The sequence below is a fragment of the Streptomyces sp. NPDC059201 genome (assembly GCF_042754585.1).
Taxonomy (GTDB): domain Bacteria; phylum Actinomycetota; class Actinomycetes; order Streptomycetales; family Streptomycetaceae; genus Streptomyces.
This window is the reverse complement of the sequence record NZ_JBHZBB010000013.1, coordinates 76,542-89,368: the sequence shown is the minus strand read 5'-3', so window position 1 is coordinate 89,368 and position 12,827 is coordinate 76,542. Positions and strand designations below refer to the sequence as shown.

Genomic DNA, 12,827 nt, shown 5'->3' with positions numbered 1-12,827 from the left:
ATGGACCGCGCCCAGATCCTCAAGCACCTCCAGGAAGCCCTGGCCGACGTCCTGAACAAGGACATCCCCGATCTCGCGGAGGAGATGCGCCTGTTCGAGGACCTCGCGCTGGACTCCACCAGCGTCATCGAGCTGCTGATGGCGCTGGAGGACACGGTCGGTCTGGAGATCGACCCCGACGAGCTGGAACCCGGCGTCTTCGCGACCGTGGGCAGCCTCGCCGACTACGTCGCCGCCTCGATGCTGACCGAACCGGCGAACTGACCCATGACCGGCACCACCGCGCCTTCCGGACGGCCTGGCCGGCGGCTCAGGGTCTCCCGCCCGCTGGGCAGGACCTTCCCGCCCCGTCCCGGCCGCCCGCGCAACGCCGACGAGCGCCGCCTGTACGCCGACCTGGCCGACGCCTACGGCGGCACGCCCGCCACCGGCGCCCCGCCCGGCAACGGCAACGGCAACGGCAACGGCAACACCTACTCTCTGATGAGCAGGGAACTGGTCGAGGGGCTGGCCGCCCCGCTGCCCTCGCTGGACGGCGTCATCATGGCGTACGGGCTGCCGGACCCCGACCTGAGCCAGGTCGCCGGCTGCTACCTGGCCGGTCTGCTGCCGGGCGCGCCGGACGTGGTCGCCGTGTCCGGGCAGGGGGCGGGCGCGCCCTTCACCGCCCTGCGCCTGCTGACGGCAATGGCGCTGACGGACCGTCTGACGGAGGGCGCCTGCGTCCTCTTCGACCAGGTGGCGGGCGGACTGCCCGGTGGGCCGACGGGTGCGGAGGCCGACGTGGACGCCGTGGTCCTGCTGCACACCGCCTCGGCGGGCGGCGCGGAACTGCTCTTCCTTGAGGAGGAGCCGGTGACCGACCCCGAGCCGACCCTGAGGACGGTGCTGGGCGCGGTGCCGGGAGCCGCCGTGATCCTGGGCGGCGCACTGACGGAGGCGCTCCCGCGGGACTGGCCCGAGCGCGACGGGACTGTCGGACTGTCCGGGCGCAGGCCGTGCACGGGAGTCTGGAGCGCGCTGGCCGACCGCTGGCCCGTCGAACGGCCTACGGTGGTCGCAGACTTCGAGCCGAACACCGGCCGGCTGTACGTGGCGTGCTTCGCTCCGGCGGAGGCGTCGTGAGCATCCGTCTCTCGGCCGTGGCGACACGGCTGCCGCAACACGTCGAGCCGGTAGCCGACTTCCTGGTCCGCCAGGGCCTCTCGCCGCGCGAGCGACGCGTGTTCGACCGGGTCTACAGCCTGCGCGAGACCCGCGTCCTGGAGGACGGCGAGAGCTTCGAGGAGCTGCTGCTGGACGCCGGGGCCGAGGCGCTCAGAGGCGAGCGCGCCGACCTCGTCCTCTACGGTCATACGCTGCTCAGCCAGCCGATGGCGTACGGGACGGGCTTCGCCGGGCGGGTACGCCGACGGCTCGGCACACCAGGCACACCCGTCTTCGGCGTCTCCCAGGTCGCCTGCACCTCCGTCCTGCACTCCATCGACCTGGCGGCCCGCTACCTGACGCGGACCGACGGGCCGGAGCGGCGTGTCCTGGTACTGGGCGGCGACCAGGGATCGGTGTCCGACGGGCCCCGGTTCATCCCGGGCGTGACCGTCGCCGGGGACGGCGCCGCCGCGGTCGTGGTGCGCCGCGGACACGGGCGCTACGCCCTGCTCGCGTCGGCCCGCGACAAGGACACCCGGTTCCACCAGAACCTGCGCCTGGACGAGGAGAGCGCGCCGCTCTACGGAGCGGCCACCGCCGAGGGCGCGGTCCGGGTGGTCCGGGCGGCCGTCGCCCGTGCCGGGCTGTCGCTGGAGGACATCGACTGGGTACTGCCGCACCACAACAACGCCATGTTCTGGCGGTCCTTCAGTTCCATGACGGGTGTTCCCCGCTCCCGGATCGTGCTGGACCTGCTGCCGCGGTACGGCCACACGTTCGGGATCGACGGACTGCTCGGCGTCGCCCACCTGGACCGGGCCGCACGGCTGCGGCCCGGCGAACGCTGCGTACTGGTGGCGCTGGGCCAGGGGGCGTACTTCTCCGCCCTCGTCATCGAATCGAAGGGACAACCGTGCTAGACGCACAGCGGTTGCACGCCCTCGCGCACCGCGAGGGGCTGGCCGCCGGACTGGGTGCCGCACTGCGGGCCGTCCCGGTCCGCGAGACCGCGCCCGGTGGAGTGGCCGCCGTGCCCGCCCACCTCGCGGTCGACGGCGAGACCGTGCCGAACCGGCTGGCCTCCCTCGAAGGCATCCGGCTGGTGCGGCTGCCCGGGACGGTGGGCGGCGGGCTCGCCGGGACGTGGGCCGCGCGGCTCGCGGCGGTGCGCGCGGGCTCGCTGAGCCGGCTCACCGAACAGGCGGTGGAACGCCTGTCCCTGCGCACCTTCGACGGCACCCGGCTCATCGACCTCCAGATGGTGACGGGTGATCTCGCCGACGTGGTCGCGGAGCTGGAGGTGCTGCGGCTGGCGACCGACGCGGCCGAGGAGCACGAGGCACCCGCCGCGGTCGTCGCCGACTGGCACGCCAGGCTGGACGAACTCGGCTGGAGCATCGCGAAGTTCTTCGGCGCGGAGGGGTACATCGAGGACCACCCCGCCCGTGTCGTGCACGTGTCCGCCCTCGTTGCGAACCTCTGCCTGACCGGGGAGGCCCAGCGGTGATCATCCTCGACGAACGGCTGCGGGCCCTGCGCACGGTCACCGCGGAACTCGCCGGCCAACTACGCGCCCACGCGCTCGCGGTGGACGCCGACCCGGCCGACCTCAAGCCCTTTCTGGACCTGCCCGCCTACGACGTCATCCGGCAGGCCACCACCCCGGTGCGGCTCACGGGGAAGCCGCTGCGCCTCGGCCGGTTCACCTACTCCTCGGCCAGTTGCGCCGAGCGCGCGGTGTCCACGCTGGAACTCGCCCGCGGCGACGCGGGCATGCTCCTCGCCTGCCCGGGCCCGGCGCTGGCCGGCCTGCTGCTGGACGAGCTGGGCGACGCGGCGCAGCAGGAGCTGTTCCACAGCCGCCTCGCCGACGGGGCCACCTGGTCCTTCTTCGCGATGACGGAGCCGGACCGGGGCAACGACGCCGCGAACCTCGAAACCCGGCTCGTCCCGGACGGCTCCGGCCTGTACCGGCTGCACGGCACCAAGCGGTACATCGGCAACGGCTCGCGGGGCAGCGTCGGTGTCGTCTTCGCGCGGACCGGCCGGGGGCCGATGGCCATCCGCGCGGCCCTGGTGGAGGTGCCCGCGCCGGGGTACCGGGCGCACAGTCTGGACATGGTGGGGCTGCGCGGGGCCCGGCTCAGTGAGATCGGTCTGGACGGTGTCCCGGTTCCGGCGGACATGCTGCTCGGGGCGCACCTCTCACCCGCGCGCCGCGGTCTGTGGGGCGCGCTGCGGGCCTTCAACCACATGAGGGTCCAGGTCGCCGCCATGGCCGTCGGCACGGGACTCGCCCTGCACGAACTGGTCGGTGAGCTGAGGCCGTCGGCCCCTGGCACCGAGGAGTACGCGGGCCGCCTGGAGGCCTGTCGGCACCTGGTGTACGCCGCCGGCACGGCCGTCGACCTGGAGCCGGACGGCAAGGGTCTGCCCTCCACCGCGAAGCTGACGGCCACCCGGCTGGCGGTCGAGGTCGGCCGCTGGGCGACCCGGGCCCTCGGTCCGGCGGCGCTCGTGGAGCACCCCCTGCTGGAGAAGTGGGTCAGGGACGTGGGCGGCTTCGAGTTCATGGAGGGCACCACCAACATCCAGCGCCAGCACGTGGCCAGGACGCATCTGAAGGGAGGGAGAGCCCATGGCGGTCCTGTCGATCGAGGCGGTCTCCTGCGCCCGCGCGGCTGACGGCTCACCGTCCCGCCTGCCGGCGGGGGCCGCGGAGCTGGATGACGGCGCCCGCCTCCTCGTCGCGTACGTCCGGCAGCTCACGGGCACCGTCCCGGACGGCCTGTCGCTGTGGTCCGGCGACCGCGAGGGCATCGCGGACCTGGCCCTGCGCGCCCTCGGCGGGCTCGGCGCACCGACCGGCGGGCGGGAGTCCCTGGTGCTGGTGCAGCGGGGCCACGACCGCGAGCACCACACGGTGCCGCTGCCCCGTGTCTCGCACGAGGTGCCCTGGGAGATCACTGAGGAGTTCGGCCTGAGCCATCTCGAATCCGCCCCGCATACCGGCGTGTTCGAGATGCTGGGCTGGCTGCTGGAGCCGTGGGCGCGCGGCACGGTGCTCATCGCCGACCACACCGAGTACGCCCTCGGCCCGGTCCCACCCGACGACTCCGTCACCGCGGTGCGGGTCGTGGCCGGGGCGGGCCCGCTGCGCGTGACCGGGTCCGGCACCGGGATGCCGGAGACCGGCGGTGACCTCGTGCTGAAGGTCCCCGGGGACGGCTGGGAGGTGCTGGCGCGGCTGCTCGCCGGCCCGGTACCCGGCCTGCGGCTGTTCCTCGTGGAAGCGTCCGCGCCCGGCGAGGAACGCTGGCTGCTGCTGGAGACGGGCGGGCCGGCCGAGGCCGCCGACCCGGCCGAGGCGGGTCCTCGATGAGCGGGCCCGCGCCGTGGGACGGCGACATGGGCAAGGGTCGGATCGCGCGGTTCGCCGCGCCCCTGATGGTCGGCAGCGTCATCACGCACGGCACCCAGTTCGTGGTCGTGGCGCAGCTCGGCGGCATGGGCGAGTCCGCGCTGTACCTGCGGGCGGTCTACGCCCCGATCGCCTTCGTGTTCCTCGCCCTGAACTCAGGGCTCGCGATCACCCTTCAGGTCCTCGCGGCCCGTCGGACGGGTGCCGGGCGCGCCGGTGATGCCTCCCGGCTGCTCGGCTCGGTGACCCGTGTCGGGCTGCTCACCTACCTCGCGGTCGGTGTGGCGGTCGTGCTGTGCGCGCGGCCCATCAGCGCGCTGGTGGCGGTGCCGGACGACGAGCGGTCCGCGTTCGCCGGCTTCCTGCTGGCGATGGTCCTGGTCAGCCCGGTCGGCCTGCTCGGCGAACTGTGCGCGGCCGTCCTGCGCGGACTGGGCAGAAGCGGGCCGAGCCTGCTGGTCAGCGCCCTGGGGGCCGTCCTGACGGTGGGCACGCTGGCGCTGCTCGTCGAGGCCACGGATCTCGGGCTGGCCGCCCTGCCGGTCTCCCTGGCCCTGGCAGGTGCCGCCTCGCTGGCGGTGGGCGTCCTGCTGCTGCGCCGCCAGGAGTCCTTCACGGCGCGGGGCCTGCGCGGCTGGGACCGGGAGACGCTGCCTTCGCTCGCCGGCGTCGGGCTGCCCGTGTCCGGCTCGTTCCTGCTGCTGTTCGTGGTGGAACTGGTGCTGCTGAGGGTCGTGGCGCCGTACGGCACCGGCGCGGTGGCCGGCTTCTCCTTCGGCTACACGCTCCAGGCCCTGGTGATCGTGCCCGCGACGAGTTTCGGCTCCGCCGTGGCCATCCTCGTCAACCAGCAGCACGCGGCGGGGCGCCCGGAGCAGGCGCGCCGGACCCTGCGGGAGGGTGCCGTCCTGGCCTTCTGCGGATACGCGGCCGTCTCGGTGCTGCTGTTCGCGGCGGGGCCGTGGGCGGTGTCCGCCATGCCGATGGAACAGGCCACGCGGGACGAGGCGCACCGGTTCATGACCGTCGTCGGCCCCTCCTTCGGGTGCACGGCGCTCGCCCTGATCGCGCTGACGCTGCTGGAGCAGAGGGGACGCGGGCCCATCGCCATCGCGCTCAACCTGCTGCACTTCACCGGCCTGTTGTCGGTCGGCGCCTGGGCCGCGCACACGACGCAATCGACGACCGGCCTGTACGTCGTCCTCTCCGTGGGCGCCGCCGTCGGCGTGGCCGGCTCGTGGCCGGTGGCGTGGTGGCTGCTGTACCGCGCGCCGGGAGGTCCGGCCTTCCCCAAGGGCGCGGGGGCGCGTGCCGTGGGCGACCGCCCGGCTCGGGGAGAGAGGCGGTGAGCCGGGTGGGACGAGGTGTGCGGCGGCTGTTCGGCGCGCGTACCGCGTGCGCGGCGCCGCATGCCGTCGGCTTCGGCGTCGACCTGCTCTCGCTGGAGCGGTTCCGGCGGGTGTCGGCCCGTGAGCGGGGACGTCGCATGGTGTTTCACCCGGCGGAGCTGGCGTACGCGCAGACTCTCGGCGAGTCGCGGCGCGACGAGTTCCTGGCGGGTCGGTTCTGCGCGAAGGAGGCCACGGCCAAGGCGCTCGGGCGCGGGCTGGGCCAGGGCCTGGGCTGGCGCGACATCGAGGTCACACGGGACGCGCTGGGGGCGCCGGGCGTCCGGCTGCACGGCCGGGCCGCGGACCTCGCCCGCGTGCTGCTCGTGGGACGCGTGACTCTCTCGCTCAGTCATCAGGAAGGTTTCGTGGTCTGTGTGGCGGTGGCCTATGCGGCGCCCCAGGGCCACCTGTCACCGGAGGTGCACTCATGACGAATCCGGCTCTTCCCCAGGTACCAGGGGTCGCGCTGCTCACGGGCGGATCGCGGGGCATCGGCCGGGCCGTCGCCGTCCGGCTGGCCGCGGACGGCTTCGACGTCGCGTTCTGTTACCGGAGCGACCACGGCGCCGCGCTGGAGACCGCGAAGGCCGTCGAGGACCTCGGCCGCCGGGTCTTTCACCGGGCCGTGGACGTGACCGACTTCGACGCGGTCCGCGCGTTCACCGAGGACGCCGAGAAGGAGCTGGGCCCGGCGGACACGGCGGTGTCCTGCGCGGGCATCACGCGCGACGGGGCGGCGGCGCTGATGTCGCCCACCGCCTGGTCGGAGGTCGTACGGACCAACTTGGACGGCGCCTTCCATCTGATCCGCTGCGTCCTGCTGGGCATGCTGCGGCGCAAACACGGCTCGCTGGTCCTGGTCTCCTCGGTCTCGGGGCTCCAGGGCAACGCGGGCCAGGCGAACTACGCGGCCTCCAAGGCCGGACTGCACGGCCTCGGGGCCTCGCTGGCCAAGGAGGCCGCAGGACACGGCGTACGCGTCAACGTCGTCGCGCCCGGCTACATCGAGTCCGACATGGTCGCCTCGATGCCGGCCCGCGCCCGCGCCCGGGCCGAGGAGCGGATTCCGCTCGGCCGGTTCGGGCGCCCGGACGACGTCGCCGAGGCCGTGTCGTACCTGGTGTCCGACCGCTCCGCCTATGTCACGGGCACGGTGCTGCGCGTCGACGGCGGACTGGCCGGCTGATGCCCGCCGCCCGATTCCCCACCCCCCTTCCGCGAACCAGGAGACACCCATGAACGCAGCGACCCGGCAGCCGACCGACGAACGCCTGGCCGAGATCAGAGACCTCGCGGCCGAGCTGTTCGACGCCGACCCCGCGGCGGTGGAGTCCGCGCAGTCCTTCGTGGACGACCTGGAGGCGGACTCGCTCCTCGCCATCGAGATGGTGACGCAGTTGGAGAAGCGTTACGGCGTCCTGATCTCCGAGGAGGCGATCCCGCGCATGGTCAACCTGAAGGCCACCTTCAAGGTGGTCGCCGAGACCGCCGGCTGGTGAGGCAATGCGACGACGTATCGCGATCACCGGTCTTGGCCCGGTGTCCAACATCGGCATCGGCATCGACGCCTTCGCCCGCTCCCTGCGCCTGGGCAAGACCGGCGTGGGCCCCGTCGGAAGCTTCGACACCACCGGCTTCCTGCGGAGAACCGGTGGCGAGGTGACGGACTTCCGCCCGCGGGACCATCTCACCCGGATCTCCCCCGAACGCTGGGGCCGTTCCGCGCAGTTCGCGGCCGCCGCGGCCCGGCTCGCGGTCGACGACGCCGGCGTCGACGCCTCCGGGGACGGAGTGGCCGTCGTCATGGGCACCACGTCCGGCGAGCTGGCCGCCGTCGTCGACATGGCCGAGGCATGGCACAGCCGGGGCTACGGCCCGCCCGACCCGGTGACGGCCGCGCACATACCCGCCGCCAAGCTCGGCCTGGCCGCCGCCCGCGAGATCGGCGCGGGCGGCGAGGTGGTCACCCTCGGTACGGCGTGCTCCGCCGGGAACTACGCCCTCGGCTACGCCTACGATCTGCTCACCGCCGGGGAGGCCGACATCGCCGTGGCCGGCGGGGCCGACTCCGTCACGCGTTTCACCCACGCCGGCTTCCACCGCCTCGGCGCGCTCGCCGCGACGCAGTGCCGCCCCTTCGACGGGGACCGTGACGGCATGATCCCCGCGGAGGGCGGGGTCGCCCTGGTCCTGGAGCCCCTGGACGCGGCCCGGGCACGCGGCGCCCGCGTCTACGCCGAGCTCCTCGGCTACGGCATGACCTGCGACGCGTCGCATCCGGTCGCGCCCGACGAGGACAGCATCGCCCGCTGTATGCGCACCGCCCACGAGCGGGCCGGGGTCAGCGCCGACCAGATCGACTACGTCTGCGCGCACGGCACCGGCACGAAGACCAACGACCTGGTCGAGAGCAGGGCCCTGCGCAGCGTGTTCGGTCCGACCCCGCCGCCCACCAGCTCCATCAAGTCCATGCTGGGGCATGCCATGGGCGCGGCAAGCGGGTTCGGAGCGGTCGCCTGCGCCCTGAGCATCTCGGAGGGTTTCCTGCCTCCGACCGTCAACTTCCTGACGCCCGATCCGGAGCTGGAGGGCATCGATCCGGTGCCCAACACGGCCGTGCCCGAGAAGGTGCGCATCGCGCAGAACAACGGGTTCGCGTTCGGCGGCAACAACGCCATCACCATTCTGGGGAGCGCCGAGTGACCGACATCGTGATCACCGGGGTCGGCCGGGTGCGGCCCGACCGTGTGGCCCGCGCGCTGGACACCGGCCCGCGCGAGGGCCGTTCCCCCGGCACCCTTGCCCATCAGGTCTCCGGTTTCGCGCCCGAGGAGCGGCTCGGCAGGAAGGTGGCGCGCTTCAACAGCCGGGCGACCCTGTTCGCCATGGACGCCGCCGAGTCGGCGATGGCCGACGCGAGGCTGACCGTCACCGACGACAACCGGGACCGTACGGGCATCGCGGTCGGCACCACCGTGGGCAGCATCGCCAGCACCGTCACGTTCGGCTGGGACAGCTTCAACCGGGAGCGCCCGTACGTCGTGAACGCCGCGCTGTTCCCCAACACCGTGCTCAACACCACAGCGGGCGCCCTCGCCATCCGTACCGGGATGCGCGGGGCCAACTCCACGGTCGCCGGTGGCCCGCTGGCGGCGCTCCAGGCGCTGCGGCACGCGCAGATGAGCCTGTCCCAGCGGCACACCGACTCCGTGCTGGCGGGTGCCGCCGAAGAGGTCACCGGGGCCTCCTTGTGGTGGTGGGAGGCGGCGTTCGGTACCGGACCCGTCGGCGAGGGCGCGGCGATGTTCGTGCTGAAGCGCGGCGCCGACGCCCAGGCGGTCGGGCGACGGGTGCTGGCGCGGCTCGGGAGCGTCGTCGTACGCGCCGCCGATCCCCGCGAGCCCGAGGCGGTCGGCCGGGTGGCCCGACTGGCCCTGGACCGCGCCGGGCTGGACCCGGCGGACGTACGTCTCGCGGTCGTACGCACGACCGGGGACGAGGAGACCGACACAGCCCAGCACGAGGCGCTGACCAAGCTGCTGGGCACGGAGCCCGTGTACCACGAGGACGTCATGGGCGACTGCTACAGCGCGCACAGCGCCCTGCAGATGGCGTGGCTGCTGGAGCGGGAGCCGTCCGACCGCGGGCCCGCGCTGGTCGTCGCGGTCGACCCCGAGGGCGCGGTGGGCGCGGTGGTGCTCGACCAGGGCGGAGTGACCCGATGACGCGGAGCGCGACCCTGCTGTCGTACTTCCAACGAGGACTCGCCCGCTCGCCGAAGCGGACCGCGCTCGTCGTGGGCCGCGAGCGGTTCACGTACGAGGAACTCGACCTGAGGGCACGGGAGCTGGCGGGCGAGGTGCTCGCGGCGAACCCCCACGTGACGCGCGTCGGTGTGCTGGCCCTGCCCGGTGAGCGTGCCTACGCCGGCTTCCTCGGGGCGCTGTACGCGGGAGCCGCCGCGGTCCCGCTGCACCCCGACTACCCGGTGCGCCGCACCGCGCTGATGATCGAGGCGGCGCGGATCGACGTGCTGGTCGTCGACGCCGCGGGCGCGGCCCGGGCACGGGAGCTGGGCGCGGAACTGGCCGGGGTCACCGTGGTGGAGCGACCCACGGCTCCCCCGGTCACCAGCGCGCGGCCGGCCGCCGCGGACGACCCCGCGTACATCATGTTCACCTCGGGCTCGACGGGCCGCCCCAAGGGAGTGCCCGTCTCGCACGGAAACGTGGCGCACTATCTGGACGTCGTGCAGGACCGGTTCGGGTTCTCGGACCGGGACGTGTTCTCGCAGACCTTCAACCTCACGTTCGACCTGGCGGTGTTCGACATGTTCGCGGCCTGGGGCTGCGGCGGACGTCTGGTCGCGGTGCCACCGGGGGCGTACGCCCGGCTGCCCGAGTTCGTGAGCAAGCACGGGCTCACGGTCTGGTTCTCCGCGCCCAGCGTGATCAAGATGCTGCGGCGGGCGGACGAACTGCGCCCCGGCAGGCTGGCCGGGCTGCGGCTCAGCCTGTTCTGCGGTGAGCCGCTGATGTGCGAGGACGCCGAGGCGTGGCAGCGCGCGGCGGACAACTCCGCGCTCCACAACCTGTACGGGCCGACCGAGTTGACGATCTCGTGCACGATGCACCGCTGGGCGCCGCCGGAGTCGGTGGCCCTGTCGCGGCACGGGATCGTACCGATCGGCCGGCCGCATCCGGGGCTGCGTTACCTGTTGTACGGCCCCGGAGCGGAGGCGGACACCGGTGAACTGTGCGTCCGGGGCCCGCAGATGGTGGCGGGCTATCTGGACCCGGCCGACGACGAGGGACGCTTCCTCGACCACGAGGGAGAGCGCTGGTACCGCACCGGAGATCTGGTGCGACGGATGACCGGGGGTGAACTGGCCTACCTCGGCCGGCTCGACGACCAGGTCAACATCGGCGGGGTCCGGATGGAACTGCGCGAGATCGAGCAGGCGTTGCGCGGCTGCGCCGGGGTGGAGGACACCGTCGTGCTCGCGGTGGACGACGAACTGGCAGCCTTCTGGGTGGGCGGGTGCGCCGACGCCCGCGATCTGCGGATCGGGCTGGCGGACCTGCTGCCGAGGGCGATGATCCCGCGGCGCTTCGAGCGGCTGGAGGCACTGCCGCTCAACGCCAACGGCAAGACGGATCGCAAGGCGCTGGCGGAGCGCGCCGCCGGCGGCGGGGAGGCCAGGTGAGCGCCGCGAGCCCCGTGAGCCGTGCGGGAGCCGGGGGCGTCTGGGACGCGATCGTGATCGGGTCCGGCGTCGGGGGCCTGGTGTGCGCGGGCTACCTGGCCGCGTCGGGGCGCCGCACGCTGGTGCTCGAAGCGCACGACGTGGCGGGTGGTTGCGCCCAGGTCTTCCGGCGCCGTGGACTGTACGAGTTCGATGTCGGGGCGCACTACCTGGGGGATATCGGACCGGGAGGGCGGTGCCGGGCGATCCTGAACGGGCTGGGGCTGGCCGGCCGGGTGGGGTTCAGCCCGTCCGATCCCGACGGCTTCGACGTGGTGTCCGCGCCGGGCTTCACCTTCCGGGTGCCTGCGGGCTGGGACCGATATCGCGCCCGGCTGAAGGAGACGTTCGCCGGGGAGGCCGAGGGCATCGACCTGGTGGTCGACGCCCTGTCCGCGGCGGGCCGGAAGTCGAGGGCCAGGGCTCCGGTGGGACCGTCCACGCGCTGGGAGCGGGGCGAGCTGACCGCCCTGCTGTCCGCGGCCGGCCTCTCCCCGCAGGCGCGGACCGCGCTGGCCGCGCAGTCGCTCAACCTCGGGATGCCGCTGTCCGGACTGGCTGTGTCGGCGTACGGCGCGATGCTGGACAGCTACATGGAGGGCGCCCACCGGATCGTCGGGGGCGGCCAGCATCTGATCGCCTCGCTCGTGGAGGTGATCGAGGCCCATGGCGGGGAGGTGCGCACCACAGCACGGGCGGAGCGGGTGACGCTGGAGCGCGGACGGGCGACCGGCGTGTTGCTGTCGTCGGGCGAACGGCTGTCGGCTCCGGTGGTGGTGTCGAACGCCGATCAGCACCGCACCATGCTGGAGCTGGTCGGACCCGAGGCCCTGCCGGAGCGGCTACGCGCCCGGCTGGCCCGCACGACCTACGCCCGGCCCACCGCATCCCTGTTCCTGGCGGTGGACCGGGAGTTCGAGCGGCCGCGCGACCACAACGTCTGGCACTTCCTGGACGATGACCTCGACGCCTGCCACGCGGACCCGTCCGGGACCCGCTTCGCCATGATCTCCCCGGCCTCCGGTCTGGCGCCCGAGGGGCATCAGGCCTTCCAGGTCCTCACCCTGCTGCCCGAGGCGGCCCCGGCCGCCTACGGCCGCGGGTACCGCAAGGAGGGCGCGTACACGGCTGGGAAGCGTGCACTCACCGAGCGACTGCTGGATCTGGCCGAGGACGTGCTGGGCCCGTTCCGTGAGCACCTCACCCATGTCGAGCTGTCGACGGCCCTGACGCATACCCGCTACACGGGTGCGACGGGCGGCACGGCATACGGCCCGGCCGCGACGCCCCGGCAGGTCGGCGCGTGGCGGCCGTCGTACGCGACCCATGTGGACGGGCTCCATCTGGTGGGCGCGAGCACGCGCACGGGCGGCGGATTCCCCGGCGTGATCATCGGCGCGGTGCTGTGTGCGTCCGAGATCCTCGGCCGACCGTTGCTGGAGGACGTCACGGCGGGAGCGGTGGTTGCCGACGCGAACCTGCTCCCCGAGCGCGGCGATGACTGGGATCCGCTCCGGGTCTCCCGCGGCCGGGCACGCGCCGCCCGCTCCGTACCCCCGCTGCGCCTGCCCCGCCCACTCGCCGCCGGGTGACGGCTCCCCGTCCGAGCAGGGGAGGGCGG

General features: G+C 73.7%; 14 protein-coding genes. All 14 read left to right on the top strand.

The window, feature by feature from the left end; genetic code table 11:
- The 14 genes from ACFXMG_RS32925 to ACFXMG_RS32860 are packed head-to-tail and all read left to right on the top strand — an operon-like array spanning position 1 to position 12,798.
- On the top strand, positions 1 to 264 hold the full coding sequence (locus ACFXMG_RS32925; protein ID WP_383827283.1) for an acyl carrier protein: 264 nt from the start codon (positions 1 to 3) through the stop codon (positions 262 to 264).
- 3 nt (positions 265 to 267) lie between these two features.
- Positions 268 to 1,125, top strand: coding sequence for a hypothetical protein (locus tag ACFXMG_RS32920; RefSeq protein ID WP_383827280.1), 858 nt, complete (start codon positions 268 to 270; stop codon positions 1,123 to 1,125).
- Positions 1,122 to 2,069, top strand: a complete 948-nt coding sequence (locus tag ACFXMG_RS32915) for a 3-oxoacyl-[acyl-carrier-protein] synthase III C-terminal domain-containing protein (protein ID WP_383827278.1) — start codon at positions 1,122 to 1,124, stop codon at positions 2,067 to 2,069. The genes ACFXMG_RS32920 and ACFXMG_RS32915 overlap by 4 nt, the downstream gene beginning before the upstream one ends.
- Positions 2,063 to 2,656, top strand: coding sequence for an acyl-CoA dehydrogenase family protein (locus ACFXMG_RS32910; RefSeq protein WP_383827275.1), 594 nt, complete (start codon positions 2,063 to 2,065; stop codon positions 2,654 to 2,656). The genes ACFXMG_RS32915 and ACFXMG_RS32910 overlap by 7 nt, the downstream gene beginning before the upstream one ends.
- Positions 2,653 to 3,834 (top strand): acyl-CoA dehydrogenase family protein, encoded by a 1,182-nt coding sequence (locus ACFXMG_RS32905; protein WP_383827272.1) that lies wholly within the window; start codon positions 2,653 to 2,655, stop codon positions 3,832 to 3,834. The genes ACFXMG_RS32910 and ACFXMG_RS32905 overlap by 4 nt, the downstream gene beginning before the upstream one ends.
- Entirely contained in the window at positions 3,788 to 4,531 is a 744-nt protein-coding gene (locus tag ACFXMG_RS32900; protein ID WP_383827269.1) for a hypothetical protein, read from the top strand. Before ACFXMG_RS32905 ends, ACFXMG_RS32900 begins: the two co-directional genes overlap by 47 nt.
- Positions 4,528 to 5,919 carry an MATE family efflux transporter gene (locus tag ACFXMG_RS32895; RefSeq protein WP_383827266.1) on the top strand — a complete coding sequence of 464 codons (1,392 nt, stop codon included), beginning with the start codon at positions 4,528 to 4,530 and terminating at the stop codon, positions 5,917 to 5,919. Before ACFXMG_RS32900 ends, ACFXMG_RS32895 begins: the two co-directional genes overlap by 4 nt.
- Positions 5,920 to 5,936: 17 nt before the next feature.
- The gene (gene acpS / locus ACFXMG_RS32890; RefSeq protein WP_383827264.1) at positions 5,937 to 6,392 is read left to right on the top strand and encodes a holo-ACP synthase; all 456 of its coding nucleotides are present in this window, start codon (positions 5,937 to 5,939) and stop codon (positions 6,390 to 6,392) included.
- Entirely contained in the window at positions 6,389 to 7,147 is a 759-nt protein-coding gene (fabG, locus tag ACFXMG_RS32885) for a 3-oxoacyl-ACP reductase FabG (protein ID WP_383827260.1), read from the top strand. Before acpS ends, fabG begins: the two co-directional genes overlap by 4 nt.
- A 49-nt stretch (positions 7,148 to 7,196) precedes the next feature.
- Positions 7,197 to 7,460: an acyl carrier protein gene (locus ACFXMG_RS32880; RefSeq protein ID WP_383827258.1), complete on the top strand. Its 264-nt coding sequence runs from the start codon at positions 7,197 to 7,199 to the stop codon at positions 7,458 to 7,460.
- Positions 7,461 to 7,464: 4 nt separating this feature from the next.
- Positions 7,465 to 8,664: a beta-ketoacyl-[acyl-carrier-protein] synthase family protein gene (locus ACFXMG_RS32875; RefSeq protein WP_383827255.1), complete on the top strand. Its 1,200-nt coding sequence runs from the start codon at positions 7,465 to 7,467 to the stop codon at positions 8,662 to 8,664.
- Positions 8,661 to 9,686 (top strand): beta-ketoacyl synthase N-terminal-like domain-containing protein, encoded by a 1,026-nt coding sequence (locus ACFXMG_RS32870; protein ID WP_383827252.1) that lies wholly within the window; start codon positions 8,661 to 8,663, stop codon positions 9,684 to 9,686. The genes ACFXMG_RS32875 and ACFXMG_RS32870 overlap by 4 nt, the downstream gene beginning before the upstream one ends.
- Complete coding sequence (locus ACFXMG_RS32865; RefSeq protein WP_383827249.1) at positions 9,683 to 11,167, top strand: amino acid adenylation domain-containing protein; 1,485 nt, start codon at positions 9,683 to 9,685, stop codon at positions 11,165 to 11,167. The genes ACFXMG_RS32870 and ACFXMG_RS32865 overlap by 4 nt, the downstream gene beginning before the upstream one ends.
- A complete protein-coding gene (locus ACFXMG_RS32860) occupies positions 11,164 to 12,798 on the top strand; it encodes a phytoene desaturase family protein (RefSeq protein WP_383827246.1) in 1,635 nt (544 codons plus the stop codon). The genes ACFXMG_RS32865 and ACFXMG_RS32860 overlap by 4 nt, the downstream gene beginning before the upstream one ends.
- Positions 12,799 to 12,827 lie beyond the last annotated feature (29 nt).

Bases quoted from the DNA above. Each gene is read 5' to 3' on its own strand.
- ACFXMG_RS32925 (WP_383827283.1), top strand. From the start codon at position 1: ATGGACCGCGCCCAGATCCTCAAGCACCTCCAGGAAGCCCTGGCCGAC.
- ACFXMG_RS32920 (WP_383827280.1), top strand. From the start codon at position 268: ATGACCGGCACCACCGCGCCTTCCGGACGGCCTGGCCGGCGGCTCAGG.
- ACFXMG_RS32900 (WP_383827269.1), top strand. From the start codon at position 3,788: ATGGCGGTCCTGTCGATCGAGGCGGTCTCCTGCGCCCGCGCGGCTGAC.
- ACFXMG_RS32895 (WP_383827266.1), top strand. From the start codon at position 4,528: ATGAGCGGGCCCGCGCCGTGGGACGGCGACATGGGCAAGGGTCGGATC.
- fabG (WP_383827260.1), top strand. From the start codon at position 6,389: ATGACGAATCCGGCTCTTCCCCAGGTACCAGGGGTCGCGCTGCTCACG.
- ACFXMG_RS32880 (WP_383827258.1), top strand. From the start codon at position 7,197: ATGAACGCAGCGACCCGGCAGCCGACCGACGAACGCCTGGCCGAGATC.
- ACFXMG_RS32875 (WP_383827255.1), top strand. From the start codon at position 7,465: ATGCGACGACGTATCGCGATCACCGGTCTTGGCCCGGTGTCCAACATC.
- ACFXMG_RS32865 (WP_383827249.1), top strand. From the start codon at position 9,683: ATGACGCGGAGCGCGACCCTGCTGTCGTACTTCCAACGAGGACTCGCC.